General features: G+C 64.6%; 13 protein-coding genes. 4 read left to right on the top strand and 9 right to left on the bottom strand.

The window, feature by feature from the left end:
- Nucleotides 1–14: 14 nt before the first annotated feature.
- The 7 genes from DX905_RS13880 to DX905_RS13850 form a co-directional block, all read right to left on the bottom strand.
- Entirely contained in the window at nt 15–1379 is a 1365-nt protein-coding gene (locus DX905_RS13880) for an acetyl-CoA carboxylase biotin carboxylase subunit (protein ID WP_116091877.1), read from the bottom strand.
- On the bottom strand, nt 1379–1603 hold the full coding sequence (locus tag DX905_RS13875; RefSeq protein WP_205412264.1) for a biotin/lipoyl-binding carrier protein: 225 nt from the start codon (nt 1601–1603) through the stop codon (nt 1379–1381). The genes DX905_RS13880 and DX905_RS13875 overlap by 1 nt, the downstream gene beginning before the upstream one ends.
- A 16-nt stretch (nt 1604–1619) precedes the next feature.
- Entirely contained in the window at nt 1620–2762 is a 1143-nt protein-coding gene (locus tag DX905_RS13870; protein ID WP_116091875.1) for an acetyl-CoA acetyltransferase, read from the bottom strand.
- Nucleotides 2759–3148: a Zn-ribbon domain-containing OB-fold protein gene (locus tag DX905_RS13865; protein WP_116091874.1), complete on the bottom strand. Its 390-nt coding sequence runs from the start codon at nt 3146–3148 to the stop codon at nt 2759–2761. Before DX905_RS13865 ends, DX905_RS13870 begins: the two co-directional genes overlap by 4 nt.
- A gap of 16 nt (nt 3149–3164) precedes the next feature.
- Nucleotides 3165–4322 (bottom strand): aromatic ring-hydroxylating oxygenase subunit alpha, encoded by a 1158-nt coding sequence (locus DX905_RS13860; RefSeq protein WP_116091873.1) that lies wholly within the window; start codon nt 4320–4322, stop codon nt 3165–3167.
- Nucleotides 4323–4376: 54 nt separating this feature from the next.
- Nucleotides 4377–5021 (bottom strand): polysaccharide deacetylase family protein, encoded by a 645-nt coding sequence (locus DX905_RS13855; RefSeq protein ID WP_116091872.1) that lies wholly within the window; start codon nt 5019–5021, stop codon nt 4377–4379.
- Nucleotides 5022–5152: 131 nt separating this feature from the next.
- Nucleotides 5153–6163 (bottom strand): LacI family DNA-binding transcriptional regulator, encoded by a 1011-nt coding sequence (locus DX905_RS13850; protein ID WP_116091871.1) that lies wholly within the window; start codon nt 6161–6163, stop codon nt 5153–5155.
- A gap of 234 nt (nt 6164–6397) precedes the next feature.
- Here DX905_RS13850 and DX905_RS13845 point away from each other — a divergent pair, with 234 nt between their 5' ends.
- The 4 genes from DX905_RS13845 to DX905_RS13830 all read left to right on the top strand — a co-directional run bounded on the left by DX905_RS13845 (nt 6398) and on the right by DX905_RS13830 (nt 11459).
- Nucleotides 6398–7222, top strand: coding sequence for a fumarylacetoacetate hydrolase family protein (locus tag DX905_RS13845; RefSeq protein ID WP_116091870.1), 825 nt, complete (start codon nt 6398–6400; stop codon nt 7220–7222).
- Between the two features lie 20 nt (nt 7223–7242).
- On the top strand, nt 7243–8022 hold the full coding sequence (locus tag DX905_RS13840; protein ID WP_116091869.1) for an SDR family oxidoreductase: 780 nt from the start codon (nt 7243–7245) through the stop codon (nt 8020–8022).
- Nucleotides 8023–8055: 33 nt separating this feature from the next.
- Complete coding sequence (locus DX905_RS13835; protein ID WP_116091868.1) at nt 8056–8520, top strand: MaoC family dehydratase; 465 nt, start codon at nt 8056–8058, stop codon at nt 8518–8520.
- Between the two features lie 158 nt (nt 8521–8678).
- Nucleotides 8679–11459, top strand: coding sequence for a TonB-dependent receptor (locus tag DX905_RS13830; protein ID WP_116091867.1), 2781 nt, complete (start codon nt 8679–8681; stop codon nt 11457–11459).
- Here DX905_RS13830 and tcuC read toward each other — a convergent pair.
- A complete protein-coding gene (tcuC, locus tag DX905_RS13825; RefSeq protein WP_116091866.1) occupies nt 11456–12832 on the bottom strand; it encodes an MFS transporter in 1377 nt (458 codons plus the stop codon). The two genes, DX905_RS13830 and tcuC, sit on opposite strands and share 4 nt — an antisense overlap.
- Before the next feature lie 21 nt (nt 12833–12853).
- Entirely contained in the window at nt 12854–14755 is a 1902-nt protein-coding gene (locus tag DX905_RS13820; protein WP_116091865.1) for a CocE/NonD family hydrolase, read from the bottom strand.
- Between the last annotated feature and the right edge of the window lie 10 nt (nt 14756–14765).

The raw sequence follows: 14765 nt of genomic DNA, 5'->3' as shown, positions 1-14765 counted from the left end.
GCGGGTCTCCCTGCTCAGATCAATTCGTGGCGGTGACGTTCGACGAAACCTGTATCGATCGGCCCGTCGCGGAATGCGGCGTGGCCGACGATCTTGCCGAGAAAATCGAGATTGTTGGGGATGCCATCGATCCTGCACTGCGCGAGCGCAGCGCCGAGGCGCTCGACGGCGTGCGGCCGATCCTCCCCCCACACGATCAGCTTGCCGATCATCGGGTCGTACCAGGGGGAGATCGTATCACCCGCCCGCACGCCGCAATCGATACGCACCCCATCGACGGCGGATGGAAAGGCCAGCGCATCGAGCCGACCTGGCGATGGCATGAAGTTGCGCGCGACATTCTCGGCGCACAGCCGGACCTCGATCGCATGGCCGTGTCCGGCAATGTCGACTTGAACGAACGGCAGGGCCTCGCCCTCGGCGACGCGGACTTGCCATTCGACCAGATCGAGCCCGGTCGTCATCTCGGACACCGGATGCTCGACCTGCAGCCGCGTGTTCATCTCCATGAAGTAGAAGGCGCCGGTCGCCCCCGCGTCGACGATGAACTCGATCGTGCCGACGCCCCGATAGTCGATCGCCCGCGTGATCGCGATCGCTGCCTCGCGCATGCGCTCGCGCGTTTCGGACCCGAGCCAGGGTGCGGGAGCCTCCTCGACGATCTTCTGATGGCGCCGTTGGATCGAACAATCGCGGTCGAACAGATGGACGACATGGCCATGCCCGTCAGCCAACACCTGGACTTCGACATGCCGCGGATTTTCAAGATATTTCTCGAGCAGCACGCGCTGATCCCCGAAGCTGCTGGTCGCCTCGCGCTGGGCTGAGGCCAAAGCCGCGGCAAAGGCGTCGGCTCCGTCCACTCGCCGCATGCCGCGCCCGCCGCCGCCGGCTATCGCCTTGATGAAGACCGGCCATCCGATCTTCTCTGCCGCCGCTTGCAATGTCTCAGGCGTTTGATCCTCCCCCTGGTAGCTGGGCAGGATCGGAAGCCCGGCGGCGGATGCCAGATCCTTGGCGCGATCCTTCATCCCCATCGCCCGGATCGCGTCCGCCGGCGGACCGATGAACGCGATGCCGGCGGCCGCGCAGGCGTCGGCGAAATCCGCGTTCTCGGATAAGAAACCGTAGCCCGGGTGGATCGCGTCGGCGCCGGTGGATCGGGCGGCTTCGATTATATGATCGATGCGTAGATAGCTTTCGCGCGCGGCGGCCGGCCCGATGCAGATCGCCTCATCGGCCATGGTGACATGCAGTGCATCGACGTCGGCTTCCGAATAGACTGCGACCGTCTGTTTTCCCAGAAGGCGGCAGGACCGCATGATCCGGCACGCAATTTCGCCGCGGTTGGCGACCAGAATCTTGCCGAGCCTTCGCATCAGTCTAACTCGAGCACCGCGAGCAGCTGATCCTCGGCAACGACGTCGCCGATCGCGACCGATATCGTGCCGACGCGACCGGCTCGCGGGGCGGCAACCGGGATCTCCATCTTCATCGATTCAAGCAGGATGAGCGTGTCGCCCTCCTCCACCTGCGTGCCCGGGGAGGCCTCGACGGCGATCACGACCCCCTGACACTCATTGACGACCTTGAACTCGCGCACGGACATTCCTTCCTGGTTAGAGCGTGGCCCGAGTGCCGAAGAGAGCGGTGGTCTGGGCGGAAAGCAGGCCGCCATTGCCGTGCGCCAGCGCGATCTGAGCGCCCTCGATCTGGCGCTGGCCTGTGCCACCACGCAACTGCTCGACCGCCTCGATGATGGCGAAGATGCCGTACATGCCGGGATGGACACAGGCGAGGCCGCCGCCATTGGTGTTGACCGGAAGCGCTCCACCGGGAGCGATGGCGCCACTGGCGACCAGCGCCCCGGCCTCGCCCTTCCGACAAAAGCCAAGGTCCTCGAGGAACAGGAGGACGTTGATCGTGAAGGCATCGTAGAGTTGCAGCACGTCGACATCGGTCGGTTTGAGCCCCGCCATCGCGAATGCGCGAGGCCCCGACTGGGCGGCGGCGGTCACGGTGAGGTCCGGCATCTGGCTGATCTGCCGATGGGTCTGCGCGCTGGCGCAGCCGAGCAGATAGACCGGCGCAGCATGGTGGTCGGCCGCGCGATCCGCCCGGGTGAGCACGACCGCGCCTGCCCCATCGGTGACGAGGCAGCAGTCCAGCAGGCTCAGCGGATCCGAGATCATCCGGCTCGCCAGCACATCCTCGATCGTCAATGGATCGCGCGCGAAGGCGGCCGGATTGAGTTGAGCCCACTTGCGCGCCGAGACCGCTACCAACGCCAGTTGCGCGCGGGTTGTGCCGAACTCGTGCATGTGGCGGGCGCAGGCAAGCGCATAGGACGAGATCGGCTCGCGCGGCCGATAGGGCGTCTCGTAGGGCGGCGCATCGGGCGGCGGTCCGGGTCGGCTGCGCTGGGTGCTGCCGTAGCAGATGAGTGCATAGGTGCATAAGCCAGCCTGCAGCGCCAGCGCCGCCCAGAGGAGATGGTCGACGAAGGAATTGCCGCCGGTGTTGGTGCCGACGGCGACGCTCGGCGACACGCCGAGATACTCGCCTACCGCCAATGTCGGCAGGATGTTGGCCATGTTGGCCGTGAACAGCCCGTCGATGTCGGTCATGCGCAGGCCGGCGTCGGTCACCGCCTTGTGTGCAGCGATCCCGATCAGATCGAGATGCGTGAAGCCGGAAGCGTCGCCAAGGCCAGCCAGGCCGGCCCCGATCACGGCGGTCGTGCCGCGGATGTTCGCGCTCATAGTTCGGCCGCCTTGAAGATGATGAGCGGCACGTCATTCTCGCGGATGATCGCGGCATCGACAGCCATGCCAATGTGGACATCCGCCGGAGGCACCCCTTCCACCCGCGACAACATGCGCGCGCCCTCGGTCAGTTCGACGATCGCTACGTTATAGTCGCCGCCGCGATCCGGTCGCTGGCGAACGGTGGTGGTCGAATAGACCCGCCCGGCACCGCTCGCGCGGCGCCATTCCAGCGAGATGTCACCGCAATGCGGGCAAAGCGTGCGCGGATAAAAGATCTGGCGATCGCACGACGTGCACCATTGCAGCCGCAGCTCGCCCTCGGTCAGCCATTTAAGGTAGGTCGCGCCGGGCGGCTCGGCCGCGCCAGTCAGATCGGTCATGCGTCTCGTTCCCCGGTCATGGCAAGGAGGTGGTTGGTTCCGGCAGTTCGGCGCGATCCCTGCTGGGGTCGGCGAACAGCTGCACGAGCCCGTCGCGGGTCGCGCTCTGCCGATGCGGTGCCGCAGCGCGATCGTGCCTTATGAAATCCTCGAAGATGCGGCGCGCGAACAGAGCGGTCGTGTCGGTCTGGACGTGGTAGTCCTGCGGTTCCGCCGGCAGCGCTGCGACCATCTGCTCGAGCGCCTCGACTGCGATGATGTCTTCAGCCAGGACCGCCTGCCCAGCCTGCCTGAGCGCTGCCGAGAAATCGGCATTTCCCAAGGCGAAGTCGCGTCCGCTGGCGAAGAAATAATGGGTCGTGTTGCGCGTGGCTGGGGTGATCGCGTGATAGATACGGAATGTCGCGAGATGGCGCTCGGTGTCGGGCGCGCCCGGCGCCGCGGTGCGGTCGAAGCGATCATAGCCCACGTGCAACGAAGGACAGATCAGTGTCAGGCCGAACGCACGGTCGACCCGCCCGTCATAGCCCAACATGTCACCAAAAAAGGGCGGGCAAGGTTGGCGCTTAAGGGTGCGGTGACTGCCGATCCAGTCGGCGCCGCGATGCCTCACTTCTTCGGCGGATCCGATATCGTCCGATCCGATGCTGCTTTGGTGCAGAAAACTGAGATGGGTCAGGTCAGCGAGATTGTCGTGCAACGCCATGTACCGGCAGCGTACGAGGTGGTGAATGCCGCAAACCATCTCGCTCTGAGGATCGCCCAGCCCGAGCAGCATGTGGTCAGGGATCAGGCTCGCGTCGGCCAGTTCCGGATCCCCCATCCAGATCCAGACCCACTGCCAGCGCTCCGCGACCGGATAGCGATTGATATGGCAGGCAGCAGGCACTGTTTTCTGCCCGGGGACGCTCACGCATGTGCCGTCCGGGGCGAATGTCTGTCCGTGATAACCGCAACGAATATTGTCGCCTTCGACGATGCCGCGCGCGAGCGGGAAGTGGCGGTGGGGACAGTGGCCGGACAGCGCGACCGGGCTCCCTTTCGCATCGCGATACAGAACGACCGGTCGATCTAGGAACCAGCGCTCCATCGGTGCGCGTGTGATCTCATTCGACCAGGCCGCGACATACCAGCAATTTTCCGCGGCGAAGAGGCCTTCGGCGAGTGGATACATGGCTAACCGCCATTCGCGCGAGGCGCGTGGCAGCGATGCCGGCGGCGGCACCGGTCATGCATCGATTGGCACCAGGTCGGCCACCGGACGCGTGGCGCGACCCGCCCGGATCGGCGTGCAATCCACCGGAAAATCCTGCGAGAAGGTGACCCCTTCATCAATCAGCATGCCCAGAAATGTGTCGAGCTGCTGCATGGCGCCGGTCGGCAGATCATGCAGCACCGGCACGGCCCATTCATGTTGCCGGCACAGCTCAAGCGCCGGCGCCATCCACGCATCCGGCCGCTCCCATTCGCGGCAGATGACGTTCCAGACCACGCAGGTATAATTATGCCGCTCGAGATATTCCCACACCTGCCGATTGAGCAGGTGGTGGCCGATGGTCGCGCGGCCGAACGGCCGGAACAATCGCTGGTCGCCGGCCAGGCATCCGAGCGCGCCTTCCGCCCGGATGACTTCTGCCACCGCGTCGAGGGGGTCGGGCATCAGCCCGAGCGGCGTGGTGTGCGTGTAGGAGTGATTGCCGAGCTGATGCCCCTCATCGTGGGCGCGCTCGGCGATGCTGCGCGCTTCACGACCAGCGAGATTGCTGCCGACCAGGAAAAAGGTCGCGCGCACGCCTCTTCGAGCAAGCGTATCCAGAACCGCAGGCGTGATTTGCGGGGTAGGACCGTTGTCAAAGGTGAGCGAAATTCGCATGAAAGCCCCGATTTCACGCAGCGAACTGCAAACGTTTGTCGAAGCATTATAGAAGCGCCGCGATGATGTAAACGGGGCGGTCTAGTTTTTTTAGGGGAGCGGCCAGCGGCCGGGAAAGCGCCCGGCGGGCCTCAAGAGGCGGGAGCGGTGGTGCCCCGGAGGATCAGATCATACCCCATGGCCAGCCGGGTCTTGCCATCGGCCTTGTTCAGCGGGTCGGCGATCTGGGCCTGGAGTAGCGAGAAGGCGGTTTCGCTCACCCACTCGAGCGGTGCGTTTAGGGTGGTTACGCCCGGGCCCCACAACCGGAACAGATCGCCATCGCCACACCCAATGAACGAAAGCGCCTTGGGCACTTTAGCGCCCGCTCTGGAGATGGCGTCGAGCGCTCCCACCGCGAGCACCGAGTTGCCCGCGATGATAGCCGTCGGCGGCTGGCGCAGCTGTAATAGCGCACTCGTGGCCGTGCGGGCCGCATCGGCGCGCAACGGTACGCTTACCAGCAAGCTTTCATCGATCGGGATTGCCTCCTCCACCATCGCAGCTTTCACGCCGGCGACGCGGTTAGCGGACGTGGTCAGCGCGCCGGGCCCGCCGAGGAAGGCAATCCGGCGGTGGCCGAGCTGGATAAGATAGCGCGCCGCGCTGTGGAAACCTTCATGGTCCTCGGTCGTCACGGACGGAATATTGAGGTCGTTATTGCGCAGCGCGAGCTGCACTGCCGGGACGGCCGCCAGCAGCCGCTTGGTTTCCGGCAAGGTGCCGGCGCTTGCTGCTATGACGAGGCCGGCGACCTGCGCTTCGCGCATGGCCTGGACATGACGCAATTCGGTTTCGGGGTTGTCGTCCGAGATGGAGAGGACGAGCTGATAACCAAGCTTGCTGCAATGATCAGCGAGCACCTTCGCGCACGTGGCGAACAGCGAGTAATTCTGGATATCGGGCACGATCAGGCCGATCTGCATGCCCGGTGATCCGCGCATCAGGCGCGCAGCGGTATTGGGAACATAGCCCATCGCTATGGCTGCGTCGCGCACACGCTTCTTCATCGCCTCACTGGTGTGAGGATGATCGTTCAGCGCCCGTGAAACCGTAGAGTAAGCGATTCCCAGGGCGTTCGCGACGTCCTTGATGGTGGCCATCGCTTTACGTCCCGGCTCGTTCTCGCTCACCAATCCCCCGCGGCTGTCGGCCTGCTTGCAAACCTTGTCTTAAACTGGACCCGAGCGAGTTCCAACAGCTCAATTCTGCAGCCGTTTGCACGCACTACCTACTCGGCAGCGTTCGCCAATTTCGCCGCAACAAGTCGAAAAGCAGAATACGTTTGCAGAAAGTTTTTGGTTCTGCTTGAAGGCGGGAGCAAAGGGAGAGATTGAATGCGGCTTATCGCCTATCAGCGCGGCAATGAGGCCCAAGTCGGGGTGCTCGATCGGGATAACGGCTGCGCCGAGCTTGCCTCGCGCGGCGAATTCTGGGGCGATGTTGACGGGTGGGTGGAGCGCGCGCGCTCCGTTACCGATTTCCCGCTCAAGACGCTGGATCTGACGCTGCTCCCACTCGCGCCGCCGAGCGCGCGCGTCGTGTGCATCGGGCTCAATTATAAGGCGCATGCCGAAGAGGCGGCGATGGCGGTTCCCGAGCGGCCTGCGGTAATCGGCCGCTGGCCCGCTTCGCTTGCCGCCCACGGCACGCCTGTTCCAGCGGTTGAGGACTGGATGGATTGGGAAGGAGAACTTGCCGCGGTGATCGGCCGCTCCGCCGCCCGCGTGACGCCCGAGCGGGCGCTGGACGCGGTGCTGGGATATGCATGCTTCAACGATATCAGCGCACGCACCTATCAGCTTCATTCGCCACAATGGACCTTGGGCAAGAATTCAGATGCGACCGGGCCGCTTGGGACGCTCGTCACCCGCGACGAGGCCGGTGATCCGGTCGCCGGGCTCGACCTGACCACACGGGTGAATGGCCGGCTTGTGCAGCAGAGCAGTACCTCCGCGATGATCCGCTCTGTTGCCGAAATTGTCGCTTATCTGAGCGAGGCGCTGACGCTCCATCCCGGTGATGTGATCGCAACCGGGACGCCGGCCGGCGTCGGCTTCTCACGCGAGCCGCGCGAAGCGCTGAAGGTGGGCGATGTCGTGGAAGTCGAGATCGAGACGCTGGGCATATTGCGCAACCAGATGGTGGGCTGGAACGCCTGACGCACCGGAAAGGACCAGATATGGATCTCGGCATAAAGGGCAAAAAGGCGCTCGTCTGCGCATCGTCACAAGGCCTCGGCTTCGCATGTGCCGAAGCGCTCCTCGCCGAGGGTTGCGGCGTGACCATCAATGGACGTGATGCGGCGAAACTGGAGCGCGCGGCCGGCGATTTGCGCGAACGCACCGGCGGTGACGTCGCGATCATCGTCGCCGATCTGATGACGGACGAAGGGCGTGGCGCCTTGGTTGGTGCCTGCCCCGATGCCGATATCCTCGTGACCAACAATGCCGGCCCACCGCCGGGGCGCATTGGCGATTGGGACCGCGACGTGTGGATTTCCGCCCTCGAGGCGAGCCTGCTCGCGCCGATCCTGATCATTCGCGAACTCCTGCCGCACATGCGCGCCCGCAAATTCGGACGCATCATCAACATCACGTCCGCGATGGTGAAGGCGCCGCACCCGATCATGGGATTATCGAGCGCGGGCCGGGCGGGTCTGACCGCGGTCTGCAAGTCGATCTCGCATGAAGCTGCCGCGGACAATGTCACGATCAACAACCTGCTGCCCGAACGCATGGACACGCCGCGCCAGGAATTCATGGCGCAGCGAATGATCCGCGAGCAGGGAATTACACGCGACGAGGCGCGCGAGCAGATGGCGGCAAATATCTCCGCCAAGCGGCTGGGTCGTCCGGCCGAATTTGGCGCGGCCTGCGCTTTCCTGTGCAGCGCACAGGCCAGCTTCATCTCGGGTCAGAATCTTCAACTCGACGGCGGTTCCTATGAAGGGCTGATTTAGGATGCGGAAAATGACCAACCGGCGAAGCTTCCGATGACCGCTGTCACCTTGCAAGATCTGCAGGCGCGCATTGGGCAGGTGATCGGGCAATCAGCGTGGCTCACGCTTGATCAGCAGCGGATAGACGGGTTTGCCGATCTCACCGAAGATCACGAATTCATTCATGTCGACCTCGAACGGGCTGCACAGACCCCGCTCGGGAGCACGATCGCGCATGGCTTCCTGACAATGTCGATGTTGTCGCGCATGGCCGAGGATGTCGTGCCGGCATTGGCCGGGTCCGACATGTCGCTGAATTACGGGCTCGACCGGCTGCGTTTCATCACGCCAGTGAAATCGGGCGCGCGTGTGCGAGGTGTGTTCACGCTCCTCGAGGTGAATTCGCGCGGGATCGATCAAGTAGTGACACGCTGGGCCGTGATCATGGAGATCGAAGGAGAGCCCAAGCCTGCGCTCGCGGTGGAATGGCTCAAGCTCAGCTATCTTGCCAGCGGCTGAAGGCGGCAGCTCAATCTCGGCCATGATGCCATGCTCGTAAGAGCATCAATGTGTGTTCCGAAGCTCCGCTGGGAGAAGATCCTTCGCGACAACGGCCGCCGTGGGGGCGCCCCATCGTCCCCGGGGGAGGGTGGGGATGCAATTACTTGGGACTTAAGATGCGTCTGCAACCCCCGATCTTGTTCGCCATCGTCGCCGGCGCGACAGCCGCATGGCCACAGACAAGGATAGCTCCCACTGCGGCACCGGATGCGCGCGACGTGGTGGTCACCGCCACGCGGCGCGCCAGTCTCCTGGCGGATGTGCCGATCGCGGTCTCCGCCGTGACGGCGAAACGGCTGGCCGAGACCGGCGCTACCGACATCCGGCAGCTCAACCAACTCGTTCCATCGCTGCTGGTATCGTCGACTTCGTCGGAGGCGGGCGGCGGCGGCGCGCGCATCCGTGGCATCGGCACGGTCGGCGACAATGCTGGTCTGGAAAGCTCGGTCGCGACCTTCGTCGATGGCGTCTACCGCAGCCGCGTCGGCGTGGCGCTGACCGAGCTCGGCCCGCTTCAGCGCATCGAGGTGTTGCGCGGGCCGCAGGGCACGCTGTTCGGCCGCAACGCTTCCGCCGGGCTGATCAACATCGTCACTGCCCGCCCCGACTTCGCTCAGTCGGAATATGGCGAGGTGAGCGTCGGCAACCATGCCTATCGCCGCCTTGGTGCAGGCTTGACCGGGCCGCTTTCATCCAGCCTCGCTTATCGCCTCGACGGTGTCTGGCAGAAGCGCCGCGGCTTCATCGAGGACGTCATCTCCGGCCGCCACCTGCAGAATCGCGATCGCTGGCTGGTCCGCGGTAAATTGCTCTACAAGCCGACCGACAGTCTCTCGCTGCTCGTCTCGGCCGATTTTTCCAGGCGCAACGAGGAATGCTGCGTCGGCCCCTATCTGCCCGCAGCCGACGTCACCAGCTCGACGCCGGGTCGGCCAGGCGGCCAGCCGCTCTATGGCCCCTCCTCGATCGAGGCGATCCTCGGCCGCACGCTCTCGGCGGTGCCGAGCGCTGGCGCGGGCCGGGTTCTGGACGATACGTTCGCCCGCAAGGTGGCGCTTACGCCGGGCCGCAGCTTCCGGCAGGACGTGACCGATGGCGGCGTCTCCGCCGAGCTTCACGGCAATATCGGAACTGCCCAACTGACCTTCATCACCGCCTATCGCGGCAACAAGTTCATCAAGGGCCAGGACGCTGATTTCGGCAATCTCGACCTGCTCGTGCGGTCGAGTGACGGCAGCGGCTTCACCCGCTTCCGCACCTTCACCCACGAAGTGCGGCTGCAGGGCAAGGCATTCGACGACCGGCTCGATTGGCTGGTCGGCGCATATTACGCCCATGAGCGGCTGACCTATGCCGACAATCAGAGCTACGGGCTCGACTTCGAGGGGTTTGCCGCAGCGCGCATCGGCACCGCTGGCCCGAACTTCGCCACCTTCCCCGCCTTTGGCTTCGCCGACCTCAACGGTTTCGCGCAAGCGTTCGCAGCCGCGCAGCTGGCGGCAACGCCTGCCGTTCCCGTCGGATCGCGGCCGGCAGTGGCCAACGCCGTCGCCAGCCAGGTCCAGAATGTGGTGCTCAACGGCACCGGCGAGCTGGATCATTACCGCCAGCGCGACCGTAATCTTGCGCTCTTCACCCACAATATCGTCGGGCTGACCGACAGCCTCTCAGTCACGCTGGGCGCGCGCTACACCGACGATCGCAAGCATCTCGGTGCTGATCTGACTTCGAACAGCGGCTGCGGGGTCTATGCGGCCAACCTCACCCGCCTGCGCGCACTGGCGGCGGCTGCGGCGGCCAATCCGGCCGGCAATGGCGGGCTCAATCCGGCGATCGCCGGCCTCGCCGCAACCCTCGCCAATTCGGTGCTGGCGCCCTTCACGGGGCTTGCCTGCGTGGTCAACAATGCCAATGGCAGCTTTGCCGCGCGCCGCCACGAGGGCGAATGGTCGGGGACCGCCGTGCTGAGCTACAAGCCGGCAGGAAACATGCTGACCTATGCAAGCTATGCCCGCGGCTACAAGGCGGGCGGGTTCAACCTCGACCGCGCGGCACTGTTCAATTCGGCGACGCTGGGCAGCACCAGTTTCGGCTCCCTCGGGTTCAAGCCGGAGCGCGTCGACGCCTGGGAATTGGGCGCCAAATATGACGGGCGCGCCGTCGCGGTGAACGTCGCCTTGTTCCACGAGCAGTTCCGCGACTTCCAGCTCAACACCTTCAACGGGCTCAATTTCTTCGTCAGCAATATCCGCGGCTGCAAAGACGATCTCCGCAATGCCGACAGCGACGCCGTCGCCGGCAATTCGGCCTGTTCCGAGACGCGCAGCGGGGTGGCCTCCCGCGGCGTCGAGATCGAGGCGAGCGCCCACCCCGTGAGTGACGTCCGCCTCGACGCCGGCTTCACCTATGCCGACACGCGCTACCGTCACGATCTGGTCGGTTCGCCGGATCCGGTGTCCGGCAACAATTCACTCCAGCCCAATCTCTTCCTGCTGCCGGGCCATCGCCTGTCGAACGCGCCGGCCTATACCTGGACGGGATCGGCGAGCTGGACGCCCGCCGTCAGTGGACGGCTCAGGGCGCTTCTCCATGCCGATATCCGCCACCAGAGTGGGATCAACACCGGGTCCGACCTGTTCGTGGAGAAAGCGCAGGGCGGCTTCGCGCTCTTCAACGCGCGGCTCGGGCTCAGCCGCGACGATGCGCGTTGGGCGATCGAATTGTGGGCGCAAAATCTGTTCGACCGCAACTACAAGCAGATCGCCTTCAGCGAACCTTTGCAGGGTGGCGGCACCGTCGGGCAAGTGACCGCATTCGGCGCGTCCTCGACCCAGCTCTATGGTGCTTTCCTAGGCGAACCCCGTACATGGGGCCTGACGGTGCGCACGAAATTCTAGGATGGGATTGGAGCGCGCACTCCCATCGCACCCTCATTCGATCGCACGCCGGCAGGCGTGCTCGACAACGCCGCGATCAGACTGATGGCGGCGGCACCGGAAAGCCATGCGCCAGGTATCGCCACGTTGCCGGTTTCCTTGATCAGCCATGTCGCCATGAAGGGTGTGAAGCCGCCGACCGCGGTGGCGAGGCTGTAGGCTAGGCTGAAACCCGACGCGCGGACATGCGCCGGCACGACCTCCGTCAGATAGACCACCATCGCGCCGTTATAGCTGGCGTAGAGGAAGGACAGCCAGAGCTCCACGAGAAGCAACTTTGTCATGGAGGGGGACGCGGCGAGCCAGGACATTGCTGGGTAGGCAGTGGCGATGGCGAGAAGCGTGCACGTGACCAAGATCGGCTTGCGCCCGATGCGATCGGAGAAGGCCCCCATCAAAGGCAGCCACAACAGGTTCGACAGGCCAACGCAGGCGGTGACGATCAGGCTGTCGCGGGACGTGAGATGAAGCGCCTTGCCGAAGGTGGGCGTGTAGGCGGTGATCATATAGAAGCTGACGGTGGTCATCAGCACCAGCGCCATGCCGATCATGACGCGGCCGCTGCTTCCCCACAAATCGCGCAGGATCGCGCCGGTTGTACGTTGCGGTCGCACCTGCGTCGCAAAGCCATGGACCTCGCGCAAGCCCCGGCGGAGCAGGAATATGACAGGAACGATCAAGCAACCGATCCCGAGCGGCACGCGCCAGCCCCAATCCAAAATCTGCTCCGGCGTCAGCAGGGAGGCGAGCGCGAAGCCGATGGCGGCCGCAAGCATCACGGCAACCTGCTGCGACGCAGACTGCCAGGACACGAAAAAACCCTTGGCATCGGGAGGCGCCATTTCCGCCAGATAAACCGACACATTGCCGAGTTCGGCACCGGCCGAAAAGCCCTGCACCAGCCGTCCAACCAGCACCAGGAATGGCGCAGCGAGGCCGATCGCCACGTAGCCAGGCGTCAGCGTCAGGATGATGATGCCGACGCTCATGAGCGACAGAGTGAGAAGCAGGCCCGCCCTGCGCCCGTGTCGATCGGTGTAACTGCCCAGAACGACCGCGCCGAGCGGCCGCATCAGGAAGCCCACGCCGAATGTCGCAAGGCTCTTGAGCAGCGCTCCGACCTCATCATCCGCCGGGAAATAGGCCCGGCCGATCGCCTCGGCGAAATAGCCGAAGATCATGAAATCGTACATTTCAAGCAGGTTGCCGCTCGCCACCCTCAACACATCACCGGCGGTCGCGGTCTGCCGGGTCGTTGCCGGGTGAGCACCCTCACCCACCCCGATTTCGTCGCTTCCGGCTCGGCCGGCCTTGGCGCTGCTGCTCGCTCGCATCGTCGCTAATATCCTATTCAATCAAGTGCGGGCCGGGATGAGGGGCAGCAGCACGTGGGAGGGCCGCTTCGCGTCCATATAGATGCTGTTGCGTGCCACCTGCCGCGTAAGGCCGACGCCTTCCGGAGCCCCGGTATTCGGATTGACGTCGAAATGCGGGAAGTTGCTCGACGAGATATCGAGCCGGATGCGGTGACCCCGCTTGAACAGGTTCGAGGTCGGGAATGCCGAAACCGTGATCGGCACCACTTCGCCTGCCTTGAGCAGCTTGGGCTTTTCCCAAGAGTCACGATAGCGAACGCGCATGATCCCGTCGGTGACGTTCATCGCGAATCCGTCGGGATAATCGTCGTTGGGAGGGTAGACGTCGATCAGCTTGATAGTGAAGTCCGTGTCGGGGGCGCTCGAGCTGATCCACAGCTTCGCATCGATCGCGCCCGTCACCTCCACGTCTTGATCGAGCCAGTCCGTTTGGAACACCAGCACGTCGGGCCTTGCCGCGAGCGGCAGGTAAGGCGGCTTGGACCCGAAGAAGCGCGCATCCTCGCGCTGGTCATAGGCCCCGGCGAGCATCAGCTGGTTATTGGTGACGGTGCCGCCGACGGTCGGCACCGGGTTGGCCGGGTCGAAATCATAGCTGACCGGATCCACAGGGTCGGACGGCGGCTGGTCCGACAAGCCGCCGCGCGGATGGAGATACATTGGCGTCAATCGGGCGGTTGGAAGCGGCCAATCCTTTTCCGACCGCCAGCGCCCGCCGTGGTCGAGCCGACCCTGGCTGTCGCGTCGGCCGCTGCCGCCGCCCATTACGAACACGCGCACCGCTGGCTCGCTTGCCACCGGCGCCGCAAGGCCGCGCAGATAGTGATCAAACCATTGCAGCCGCAGCGTCAGATAATCCTCGCCGGCCGCGCCTTCGAAAAGCGCATTCGGGCCGAATTCGACATCGCCCGAGTGGCTGACCGTCTTCGCCGTATGGGTCCATGGCCCCAGGATCAGTCGCGTCGGTCCCTTCTTGGCGCGCGACAGCGCCATGTAATTCTCGGTCGCGGCCCGGGGATAAGGGTCGTACCAGGAGGAGATGTGCAGCGTCGGAATGTCGGGAAACCGGTCATAATAGCCGGCTGCGTAGATGCCGATCTGCTTCCAATAATCGTCGAAGCGGCCATGCTCCCATTGCGCGTAGACGAAATCCTCGATCGATGGCACCAAGCTCATCGGGCTCTGGCCGCGCTTCCACGGCATGCTCTCGAACCAGGCCTTTGCATCGATCGCCTTGGCCGCGGCGCGGCGCGCCGGATCCTTGGCCAGTTCGGGGCTGTCGACCATTGCCGACAGCGCCCACGTCACCTGCTTCAGTTCGAACGCACCGCCCTGCCGGATGCCGTCCTGGTAAGCGTTCGAGAAGCCGCCGCAATCGAACACCATCGCCGCCAGGCCGGGCGCACCCGCGCTCGCCATCGCGCCTTGCGTGTGCGCCATGTAGGACGAGCCCATCGTCCCGATCTTGCCGTTGCACCACGGCTGAGCGACGATCCAGCTACAGGTGTCAAAGCCGTCCTTGCCGTCGTCGAGATATTTGACGAGCCGCCCCTGCGAACGGGATGTGCCGCGGCAGTCCTGATAGACGACGACATATCCGCGCGCGGCGAAGAAACGGCCGTCCTTGTCGGCGGTTTTATCATAAGGCGTGCGCATCAGCACGACCGGGAACCGCCCCGGCAGCGGCGCATCGCCCTGCGCCGGCCGGTAGATATCGGTCGCGAGCAAGATGCCGTCGCGCATGGCGACCATGACATTCGACTGAAGCACGACGTCGTTGCGTTCGGTCGCGCCCGATGCCGGCAAAGCGAGGCCGACACAGCCGCCCACCGCAGCTCCCGTCGCCAGCAATTGCCGACGCGACCATTGCCTGCTGCCCATGTCCCGCTCT

Source organism: Sphingomonas crusticola, assembly GCF_003391115.1.
GTDB lineage: Bacteria > Pseudomonadota > Alphaproteobacteria > Sphingomonadales > Sphingomonadaceae > Sphingomonas_I > Sphingomonas_I crusticola.
Note: the sequence above shows the minus strand (reverse complement) of the source record. Positions and strands in the feature narration are given on the sequence as shown.